Consider the following 10866-nt stretch of genomic DNA (forward strand, 5'->3'; position numbering starts at 1 on the left):
CGCACTCCCAGTCGCGGGAGGGGCCGAAGATCTGCTCGCCGAAGAGCCCGTCCTTCTCGGGCTTCAGCGTGCGGTAGTTGATGGTCTCGGGCTTCTTGACCTCACCGAAGGACCAACGACGGATGTCGTCGGCGGTGGCCAGGCCGATGCGAAGCTCATCGAAAGTTGTTGCGTCGAGCACGAATTCTCCTGTGTCGAAATTCAGTTCTTGCCTGGCCGGGTTCAGATCTCGTCGATCGACGAGGTCTCGAACCGGGTGGAGATGTTGATGCCGAGCTCCTCCGCCGCGCGGAAGGCGTCGTCATCCGTGTCGCGGAGGTTCACCGCCGTGCCGTCCGCCGAGAGCACCTCGACGTTCAGGCAGAGCGACTGCATCTCCTTCATGAGCACCTTGAACGACTCCGGGATGCCGGGCTCCTGGATGTTCTCGCCCTTGACGATCGCCTCGTAGACCTTCACGCGGCCGAGGATGTCGTCGGACTTGATGGTCAGGAGCTCCTGCAGCGCGTACGCGGCGCCGTAGGCCTCGAGGGCCCACACCTCCATCTCACCGAAGCGCTGGCCACCGAACTGCGCCTTACCACCCAGCGGCTGCTGCGTGATCATCGAGTAGGGGCCGGTCGAGCGGGCGTGGATCTTGTCGTCGACCAGGTGGTGCAGCTTCAGGATGTACATGTAGCCGACCGAGATGGGCGCCGGGAACGGCTCGCCGGAGCGGCCGTCGAACAGCGTGGTCTTGCCCGAGCGGTCGATGAGGCGGTCGCCGTCGCGCGTCGGGTTCGTCGAGTCGAGCAGACCCGCGATCTCCTCCTCGAACGCACCGTCGAACACGGGGGTCGCGACCTTCGTGTTCGGCGCGGCCTCGAACGCGGCCTTCGGCAGCTGGGCGGCCCATTCCGGGGTGCCCTCGACCTTCCAGCCCTGCTTCGCGATCCACCCGAGGTGGGTCTCGAGCACCTGGCCGAAGTTCATGCGGCCGGGGATGCCGAGCGGGTTCAGGATCACGTCGACCGGGGTGCCGTCGCGGAGGAACGGCATGTCCTCGACCGGGAGGATCTTCGCGATGACGCCCTTGTTGCCGTGGCGGCCCGCGAGCTTGTCGCCCTCGGTGATCTTGCGCTTCTGGGCGATGTAGACGACGACGCGGCGGTTGACGCCCGAGCCGAGCTCGTCGTCGCCCTCCTCGGCGTTGAACTCCTTGACCGCGATGATCGTGCCCTGCTCACCGTGAGGAACCTTGAGCGAGGTGTCGCGCACCTCGCGGCTCTTCTCGTTGAAGATGGCGCGCAGCAGGCGCTCCTCGGCGCTCAGCTCGGTCTCGCCCTTCGGCGTGACCTTGCCGACGAGGATGTCGCCGGGACGCACCTCGGCGCCGATGCGGATGATGCCGCGCTCGTCGAGGTCCTTCAGCAGGTCGGGGCTGACGTTGGGGAGGTCACGGGTGATCTCCTCCTTGCCGAGCTTCGTGTCGCGGGCGTCGACCTCGTACTCCTCGATGTGGATCGAGGAGAGGGTGTCGTCCTTCACGAGGTCCTGGCTGAGGATGATGGCGTCCTCGAAGTTGTGGCCCTCCCACGTCATGAACGCGACCAGCAGGTTCTTGCCGAGAGCGAGCTCGCCGTTCTCGGTGGCGGGGCCGTCGGCGATGACCTCGCCGGCCTCGATGCGCTCGCCGGCCGAGACGACCACGCGCTGGTTGTACGACGTGCCCTGGTTCGAGCGGTCGAACTTGCGCAGGAAGTAGTCCTGCGTGCCGCCCTCGTCGAGCTGGATGGTGACGACGTCGGCCGACACCTCGAGCACGACACCCGACTTCTGCGCGGTGACCACGTCACCGGCGTCGATGGCCGCGAAGCCCTCCATGCCGGTGCCGACCACGGGCGACTCGCTGCGCACGAGCGGCACGGCCTGGCGCTGCATGTTCGCACCCATGAGGGCGCGGTTGGCGTCGTCGTGCTCGAGGAACGGGATGAGCGAGGTCGCGACCGACACCATCTGGCGGGGCGAGACATCCATGTAACCGATCTCGTCGGCCGGGAACAGGTCGACCTCGCCGCCGTCGCCACGACGGGCGAGGACGCGGTCCTGCGAGAACGTGCCGTCGGCGTTCAGCGGGGTGCTGGCCGGGGCGACACGGAACTCGTTCTCCTCGCTGGCGGTGAGGTAGTCGATCTGCTCGGTGACGCGGCCCGCGACGACCTTGCGGTACGGGGTCTCGATGAAGCCGAACGCGTTGATGCGGCCGAAGGTCGCCATACGGCCGATCAGACCGATGTTCGGGCCTTCCGGCGTCTCGATCGGGCACATGCGGCCGTAGTGCGAGGGGTGCACGTCGCGCACCTCGACGCCTGCGCGCTCACGCGACAGACCGCCGGGGCCGAGCGCCGACAGCGTGCGCTTGTGGGTCAGACCCGCGAGCGGGTTGTTCTGATCCATGAACTGCGACAGCTGCGACGTCCCGAAGAACTCCTTGATCGCGGCGACGACGGGGCGCACGTTGATCAGCGTCTGCGGGGTGATGGCCTCGATGTCCTGCGTGGTCATGCGCTCGCGGACGACACGCTCCATGCGGGACAGACCCGTGCGGACCTGGTTCTGGATCAGCTCGCCGACCGCGCGGATGCGACGGTTGCCGAAGTTGTCGATGTCGTCGACGTCGATGCGGATGTCGGCCGGCTTACCGGCGCGCACACCCTCGAAGGTCTTGTCGCCGCGGTGCAGTGCGACGAGGTACTTGATGGTCGCGACGATGTCGGCGACCGTGAGCACCGAGTCGGTGAGCGGCTTGTCGATGCCGAGCTTCTGGTTCAGCTTGTAGCGGCCGACCTTCGCGAGGTCGTAGCGCTTCGGCGAGAAGTAGAAGTTGTCGAGCAGCGCGCGAGCGGCCTCGGCGGCGACCTGCTCGCCCGGACGCAGCTTGCGGTAGATGTCGCGGAGGGCGTCTTCCTTGGTGAGGATGGTGTCCTTCGAGAGCGTCTCGGCGATCGAGTCGAAGCCGGCGAACTCGGTCAGGATGTCCTCGCTCGTGAGGCCCAGGGCCTTGAGGAAGACGGTGACCGACTGCTTGCGCTTGCGGTCGATGCGCACACCCACCTGGTCGCGCTTGTCGATCTCGAACTCGAGCCAGGCGCCGCGGCTGGGGATGACGCGCGCGGACACGATGTCCTTGTCGCTGGTCTTGTCGGCGACCTTGTCGAAGTAGACGCCCGGCGAGCGGACGAGCTGCGAGACGACGACGCGCTCGGTGCCGTTGATGATGAACGTGCCCTTGTCGGTCTGGAGCGGGAAGTCGCCCATGAAGACCGTCTGCGTCTTGATCTCACCGGTCTGGTGGTTCATGAACTCGGCCTCGACGTAGAGCGGGGCGGCGTAGGTCTTGCCGCGCTCCTTGCACTCCTCGATGGAGTACTTCTCGGGCTCGAGGTACGGGTTGGTGAAGCTCAGCTGCATCGTCTCGCTGAGGTCTTCGATCGGCGAGATCTCCTCGAAGATCTCGTCGAGGCCGCTGCGCTCGGGCACATCGGTGCGACCGGCGGCCTTGGCCTCGGCGACCCGCGCCTTCCAGGTGGTGTTGCCGACGAGCCAGTCGAACGACTCGGTCTGCAGCGCCAGCAGGTCGGGGACCGTCAGCGTGTCGTTGATCTTCGCGAACGAGAGGCGCGAAGCCGCGCGTCCGTTCTTGGGGGTGGTGGGGGCGGATGCGTTGGGCGCGGCAGCCAAGGGGTAACCTCCAGAGGCCCGATACGGGGCTCATCGTCCTTGTCGTCAGGTGGAGTGCTCTCTCCCCCGGTCTCGCACCGCACGCCGCTATCTGCGGGGGCACGAGCGCAGCAGCCGACCACCATATGAAGGCAGGGGGAGACAGAGCGCAACTACTGACTATACGTCGTTCTGGGCGACATGTCCAGCACGATTCTTGACGAGTTTCGGTTGCTGCGGTATAACCGCGCGTCGCTCCTCGGCGCGCCTCCCCCTCCCCGCCCGTCCTCCGCGCACCCTCGCACCTCACTCAATGCCGCGCGCCCTCCCAGCCCGCCCAATGCCGCGCGCTCCCGCGCCTCCTTCTCTGCCGCCCACCCACCCGACGCTCTCGAGGCGCTCTAGCGGCGCTCTCGCGGCGCTCTCCCGCGCTCACGCCGCGCGCTCTCCCCACGCTCACGCCGCGCTCTCCCACCCCCTCGTTTCGCCGAATCCACTCTTCGTCGGCGAATCCATGCCTCACGCACGTGCAGGGCGGGTGGATTCGGCGGGGAGAGATGGATTCGGCGAGGTGGGGTGGAGGCAGAGGGTGGGGTGGGGGTGGACGGTGGGACGGGCGGTGCGGGCGGGGGACGAGGGTGGGGCGGGGGCGGGGCTGGCGGGCGTGGGGCTGGCGGGCGGTCAGGATGCCGCGGCCGCCGCCCGCGCGGCGTGCACCGCGATCGCGGCCGCCGCCGACCAGGCCTGCGGGCGACACGAGGCCGGGTAGGGCACCGGGGACGCCACCGTGTCGGATCCGTCGCCGGCGTGGAGCTCCGGCATGCGGTAGTCGAACGCGACCGCCGCCGCGAGCAGTCCCTGACCGAGTACGGCCGCCTCGGCGTGGAAGCCCTCCGCCGCGAGCCCCGCGATCACGATCGCGGTGTCGTGGGTCCAGACGCTCCCGCAGTGATAGCTGAGCGGCCAGTAGCCCGCGGCATCCGTCGACATCGTCCGCAGTCCGAAGCCCGACGACATGTCGGCGCTGACCAGATGGGCGGCGACCGCCGCGCTCTGCGCCTCGGTGAGGATGCCCGTGCCGAGCAGATGCCCGATATTGCTCGTGACCGCGTCGACGCGCCGCTTGTCGGCGTCGAGCGCGATGGCGGGGTAGCCGCCGCGCGCGTCGTCGATCCAGAACGCGGCGGCGAAGCGCTGCTTCATCTGCGCGGCCCACGCGCGCCACTCGTCGCCGTCCGCGCGGCCGAACTCGTCCAGCAGGGATGCCGCGGCCAGCGCCGCCTCGTAGGCGTAGCCCTGCACCTCGCACAGCGCGATGGGGCCGGTCGCGATCGTGCCGTCGTTCCAGCGGATCGAGTCGCCGGAGTCCTTCCAGCCCTGGTTGGCGAGGCCGCGTCCGGACTCGTCGATGTACTCGAGGAAGCCGTCTCCGTCGCTGTCGGCGTGGTCGCGCAGCCAGCCGAGCGCACGGTCGAGGGTGGGCAGCAGCGCCTCGACTTCGGGCCGCGGCATCCCGGCGACGAAGGCGTCGTGCAGCAGGGTGATCCACAGCGGGGTCGCGTCGACCGTGCCGTAGTAGAGCGGAGGCAGCGAGACGTTCTCGCCGGGGATCTCGTTCTGCACCGCGCGCAGCTCGTGCATGATGCGGCCGGGCTGCTCGGATGTCTCGGGGTCGGTCTTCGCACCCTGGTAGCCGGCCAGCACACGCAGTGTCGATGCGGCCAGCTCGTGCCCGAGGGGCAGCGCGAGGCGCGCGGCCCACAGCGAGTCACGGCCGAACAGGGTGAAGAACCACGGCGCCCCCGCGGCGAGGAAGACGTCGTCGGGGGAGGCGACCGTCGCCATGCGCAGCGCCTCGAGGTCGCCGGTCGCGCGGGCGACCCAGCGGTCGAGGCGGTCGTCGCCGCTCGGGGCGAGCGCGCGCCAGTTGGGCGGCTCGGCGGCTCCGCGCACGACGGCGGCCGTGTCGGAGGCGGACACCCGCCACACCAGTTCGGCCGCGCCGCGGGGGTCGGCCGCGGCATCCCAGACTATCTCGACCTCGCCGTCGCCGGCACCGTCGACGAGGCGCGCGCCGGACACGGCGATCTCGGCGCGGGCGGTGTCGCGGCTCAGCACCGCGACGCCGTCGCCGACCTCGCGGACCACCGCGGTACGGTCGCCGCCGAGACCCGCCTTCACCTCGTGCAGCTGCGCGAAGTCGCCGGCGAGGGCGAGTGTCACCCGCGCCGCCACGGGCTCGTCGAGCCCGTTCACGATCCGGATGCGCTCGGTCATCCCGCCGGGGGTCACCGAGCGGGTCACCTCGACGCGCACCCGCGGGTCGGCGGTCGCGTCGTCGAGCCCGCGGGCGAGCGCGATGAACGCGAGGGACGCGGCATCCCGATGCTCGGTCGCGATCGGCTCGATCGCCGACCCGTCGATGCCCAGCACGATGCGGTCGAGCACCCGAACGTCGGAGTGGTACAGCCCGTGGATGGGACGCTCCCCCACCGTCCCGCTCGGCGACGACCACACCTGCGTGGGCGCGGCGAGCGCGACCACACTGTCGTGCAGCAGCGGCTGCAGGGGGGCGGACGGGATGGACGTGTCGGCGGCCTGCACGCGGACGTCGGTGGTCATGAAGAGGGTGCCTTCCGGTCGGACGGGAGAGAGAAGAATCGGATGCCGCGCTCAGCCCGCGGCGCGCAGAGCGCCGAGCACGCGAGGCTGGATCGGCTGCGGGTGCACGTCGCCGGCGGCGTCGCGCTCGATGCGCCACACCGCGCCGCCGGGCCGCTCGGCGATGACGTCGACGAGCTCGGTGCCGCGGTAGACGAGGCCGGTGCCCTCATCGAGCGCGTACCCGGCGGGGAGCTCGCCCGCCGCGATCGCGGCCTCGTGCACCACGCGCCGCGTCGGGTCGGAGTCGTAGTGCACGGCGAGAGAGCCGGGCACGAACGCCAGTCCGTCGGCGAGCACGTCGATGCCGGGACCGCGCGACGAGGTCGTCGCTCCGGCATGCCAGCACAGGGCGCCCGCCGAGCCGCCCGCCAGCACCACGCCGGCACGCCACGCCTCGTCGAGGATCACGTCGAGTCCGTGCAGACGCCAGAGCGCCAGCAGGTTCAGCACGCTGCCCCCGCTGACCCAGATGACGTCCTGGGCGAGCAGGTGCGCGCGCAGGTCGGGCACGTTGGGATGCGGGAAGAGGTGGACGTGCGAGGCATCCACCCCGACCAGTCTCGCCGCCTCGAGCTCGACGCCCTCGATGTGGCGCTGGTCGCCGCCCGCGGTGTTGAGATGAGCGACCCGCGGGCGCCGACCCTCGACGCGGGCGAGCGCGATCGCATGGAGCAGCATCGGGCCGTACGCCGCATCGCTCCACGATCCCGGCACGAACCCGCCGCACGTGGCGACGATCGTCGGATGCCGCGCGGTCACTCCTTCACCGCCCCGTCGCTGGAGTTCATGATGCGGCGCTGGAAGATGAAGAACAGCACCGCCACCGGGATCGTCATGAGAGCCGCCGCGGCCAGCTTGATCGGGAACTGGTTGCCCTGCGAGAGCTGGCCGCTCGCGAGCCCCGCGACGCCCTTCGTGAGGGTCGTCAGCGCCGGGCTCTGCGTCGACACGATGAAGTGCGCTAGCTCGTTCCACGACCCCTGGAACGACAGGATGATGATCGTGATGAGCGCCGGACGCGCCATCGGCAGCACGACCGACCAGAACACCCGGAAGCTGCCCGCGCCGTCGATGCGGGCCTGCTCCTCGACGCTCGGCGGGATCGACTCGAAGAAGTTCTTCATGATGAACACGCTCGCCGCGTCCGCCAGCAGCGGCACGATCATGCCCGTGTACGAGTCGTAGATGCCGAGCTGGTTGATGACGAGGAACTTCGGGATGAGGAGCACCACCGTCGGCACCGACATCACCGCCACCAGGGCGGCGAACACGACGCCGCGCCCCGGGAAGCGCAGGCGCGCCAGCGCGTAACCGGCGAGGGAGGCGAAGAAGGCGCGTCCGAGGGTGACGAAGACCGTGACGATCGCGGAGTTCATGAACCACACCGGGAAGTCGGAGTTCGCGAACAGGGTCGTGAAGGCCTGGGTGGTGAACGGGTTGGGGATCAGCGAGACCGGGTTCGCCGTGGCATCCTCATCGGTCTTGAACGCCGTCGCCACCTGGATCAGGAACGGGGCGATGTAGACGATCGCGAGCGCGCTCAGCACGACATAGGTGATCGGTCCGCCGAGGCGGAAGCTGCGACGGGCGCGACGAGCGGCGGTGGCGACGCTCACGAGCGACCCCCCTTCTCGATGACCGCGCTCTCGACGACCGCGCTCTGGACGACCGCGCTCTGATAGAGGCGCATGCGGCGGCGGGACACCTTGCGCTCACGCAGCACCCAACGCTGCAGCAGCGTCAGCACGACGATGATGACGAACAGGATGAACGCGATCGCCGCACCCTGCCCCCACTCCTGGTTGACGAACGAGCTCTGATAGGAGAGGTACGCGGGCGTCAGCGTGGTCTTGCCCGGGGCGCCCTGCGTGCCCGTGTAGATCTGGTCGAAGACCTGCCAGCAGCCGATCAGGCCGAGCGTCAGCACCGTGAAAAGGGTCGGACGCAGCTGCGGGAGGGTGACCTGCCAGAAGCGCTGCCAGCCGTTCGCGCCGTCCATGATGGCCGCCTCGGTCACGTCGCCGGAGAGGTTCTGGAGCGCCGCGATGAACAGCAGCATGAACGTGCCGCTCGTCGTGAACACGGCCATGATGATGAACGCCGACATGGCGACCGACGGGCCGCCCAGCCAGTTCCACCAGGAGACGCCGAGGAACGTGTTGTCGGTGAGGGCCGCCGGCCCCTGGGTCACGCCGAAGACGCCCAGCAGGTTCTGCACGATGCCGTGCGGGTCGTTGAACCAGTTCGGACCGTGGATGCCCACCCACGAGAGCACCGCGTTGACGGCGCCCGTCGCCGAGAACAGGAACAGCCAGAGCACGGTGATCGCCACCGAGCTCGTGACCGACGGGAAGTAGAACGCGGTGCGGAAGAAGCCGCGCCCGCGCAGCACCTGACGGTTCACGAGAACCGCCAGTCCCAGCGCGACGGCCGTCTGGATCGGCACGACCAGCAGCACGTACCAGGCGTTGTTCTTCAGCGCCATGCCGAAGTCCTGCGTGGCGAGGCCGCCGCCGGTGAGCAGCTGCGCGTAGTTGTCGAGCCCGACGAAGTGCACGCCGGACGAGAAGGGGCTGCCCCGGCCGCCCCAGTCGGAGAAGCTCACCCACAGCGCCATGAGGACGGGCACGCCGAGGAAGAGGCCGAGCAGGATGACGACCGGGGCGGTGAAGATCCACCCCGAGGCGGCCTCACCGCGCCGGAGCGCGGAGCGGCGAGGCCGACTCGTGGTTGCGGACATGATGGCGGATGCCCCTTACTTGGCCAGCAGCGCCTGCAGGTTCGTCTGCGTCGCGTCGAGGATCGTCTGCGGGTCGCTCGTGGCGAGGGACTCGAGCTTGCTGTTGAGGTCGGTCACGACGTCGGCCGAGCCCTTTGCCGTCGGCACGCCCTTGGCATAGGAGGCGGCGTCGAGGAACGGCACCAGCGCCGCGTTCTCGCTCTTCCACTCATCGGCAGCCGAGGTGATCGACGGCATGACGCCGAACGCCTTCGAGAACGCCAGCTGGCTGTCCTTGCTGGTCAGCTGCTCGACGAGCTTGAGTGCGGCGGCCTGGTTGGGGCTGTCGGCGGCGATGCCCCAGCAGTTCGTGAACTGCAGGGTGCCCTGCCCAGCGGGACCGGCGAGAAGCTCCACGACCTTGTACTTCACGTTCGGGTAGTCGGAGCTCATGGCACCCGTAATCCAGTTGCCCTCGATCGTCATCGCGGCCAGACCCTTGCCGAAGGCCTCACCGCCCCAGCCCGCGCCGAGGTCCTTGGCGTACTTCAGCTCGCCGCCGTTGAGCAGCTGCTTGACGTAGTCGAGCGCCTGCACGTTCGCGGTCGAGTTGGCGGTCGCCTGCGTCGAGTCGTCGTTCATGAGGTTGCCGCCGGCCTGCACCATGAAGGAGCCGATGCGGGCGTACTCGCCCGAGATGCCGAGACCGACGTGACCGGCGGTCGTGAGCTTCTTGGCCACGGCGGTCAGGTCGTCCCACGTCTTCGGGTAGTCGGAGTCGGTGAGGCCCGCGGCCTGCCACATGTCGGTGTTGACGATCAGCTGCAGCGTGGAGAAGTCCTTCGGCGCGCAGTAGAACTTGCCGTCGTAGGTGAACGAGCTCACCAGGCTCGGGTAGAAGTCGCTCTTGTTGGCGAGTTGGTCGCCGTACGCGAGCAACGACCCGTTCGACGCGTAGCCGGCGAGGGCGTCGGTCGAGAGGTAGAAGACATCGGCCGGCTTTCCGGCGGCGAAGCCCTGCGACAGCTGCTGGCTGAGGTTGGATGCCGCGACCACGGTGGCCTTGGTGCCCGAGCTCTGCGACCAGCTGTCGACGGCGGCCGTGACGGCCTTGGTCTCCGCGTCGCCCGACGAGCCGATCATGACCGTCAGCGGGTCGTTCGACGAGGTGAGGGTGCCGGACCCGCTCGTGGAGCTTCCCGACGAGAATCCCGACCCGCAGGCCGTGAGGCCGAGGGTCGCGGTGGCGGCGAGGGCGACGAACGCCAGGCCGCGACGTGCTGTAATGCGCATGTGATCTCCTTGTGTCCGCCCATCCATCCTCGGATGAGTCGAGAGCGTCAGCTGCTCTGCTGGTTTTGATCGTTCAATTTGAACCATCAAATCCGATCGCTGATAACGTACGAGGCGGGCCGGAGGGCTGTCAAGCGGGTGCGCGGCAGACCCGGACGTGCCTGCGCGACGCGGATGCCGCGGCCCGCGGCATCCGAGAGGGGGACACGATGCACTCGCAGCCGACCGTCATCGATGTCGCAGCCGCCGCCGGCGTCTCCCGTCAGACCGTCTCGAACGTGCTCAACTCCCCCGAGATCGTGCGGCCCGAGACCCGCGAGCGGGTCGAGCGGGCCATTCAGGAGCTCGGCTACCTGCCCCACGCCTCCGCCCGCCGGCTGCGCACCCGACGAAGCTCCACGATCGGCATCCGGCTCGACCACCTCGCCGCCGACGGCATCTCGGGGAGCGTCCTCGACCGGTTCCTGCACGCGCTCACCGAACAGGCCGCC

Annotated in this window: 8 protein-coding genes; 1 reads left to right on the forward strand and 7 read right to left on the reverse strand. The window is 69.2% G+C overall.

The features are described from left to right. The 7 genes from ASG00_RS17180 to ASG00_RS05645 form a co-directional block, all read right to left on the reverse strand. Nucleotides 1-181: hypothetical protein (locus tag ASG00_RS17180; RefSeq protein ID WP_235559209.1), on the reverse strand; the 181-nt coding region annotated here is incomplete at its 3' end. A gap of 41 nt (nt 182-222) precedes the next feature. Then, complete coding sequence (gene rpoB / locus ASG00_RS05620; protein WP_045246825.1) at nt 223-3720, reverse strand: DNA-directed RNA polymerase subunit beta; 3498 nt, start codon at nt 3718-3720, stop codon at nt 223-225. 660 nt (nt 3721-4380) lie between these two features. Beyond that, complete coding sequence (locus tag ASG00_RS05625; protein ID WP_056207486.1) at nt 4381-6321, reverse strand: glycogen debranching N-terminal domain-containing protein; 1941 nt, start codon at nt 6319-6321, stop codon at nt 4381-4383. A 51-nt stretch (nt 6322-6372) separates the two neighbouring features. Then, on the reverse strand, nt 6373-7122 hold the full coding sequence (locus ASG00_RS05630) for a peptidase E (RefSeq protein WP_056207487.1): 750 nt from the start codon (nt 7120-7122) through the stop codon (nt 6373-6375). After that, nucleotides 7119-7922 carry a carbohydrate ABC transporter permease gene (locus ASG00_RS05635; protein WP_235557407.1) on the reverse strand — a complete coding sequence of 268 codons (804 nt, stop codon included), beginning with the start codon at nt 7920-7922 and terminating at the stop codon, nt 7119-7121. Before ASG00_RS05635 ends, ASG00_RS05630 begins: the two co-directional genes overlap by 4 nt. Nucleotides 7923-7975: 53 nt before the next feature. Further along, nucleotides 7976-9103 (reverse strand): carbohydrate ABC transporter permease, encoded by a 1128-nt coding sequence (locus ASG00_RS05640; RefSeq protein ID WP_056207489.1) that lies wholly within the window; start codon nt 9101-9103, stop codon nt 7976-7978. Nucleotides 9104-9118: 15 nt separating this feature from the next. Continuing rightward, a complete protein-coding gene (locus ASG00_RS05645; RefSeq protein WP_056207491.1) occupies nt 9119-10375 on the reverse strand; it encodes a sugar ABC transporter substrate-binding protein in 1257 nt (418 codons plus the stop codon). A 209-nt stretch (nt 10376-10584) separates the two neighbouring features. On the opposite strand from ASG00_RS05645, the gene ASG00_RS17185 reads away from it, so the two are divergent. Beyond that, nucleotides 10585-10866 (forward strand): LacI family DNA-binding transcriptional regulator (locus ASG00_RS17185; RefSeq protein ID WP_235559205.1); only part of this gene is annotated, 282 nt, incomplete at its 3' end.

Origin of the sequence: Microbacterium sp. Leaf351, from assembly GCF_001423825.1 — a bacterium.
Taxonomy (GTDB): domain Bacteria; phylum Actinomycetota; class Actinomycetes; order Actinomycetales; family Microbacteriaceae; genus Microbacterium; species Microbacterium ginsengisoli.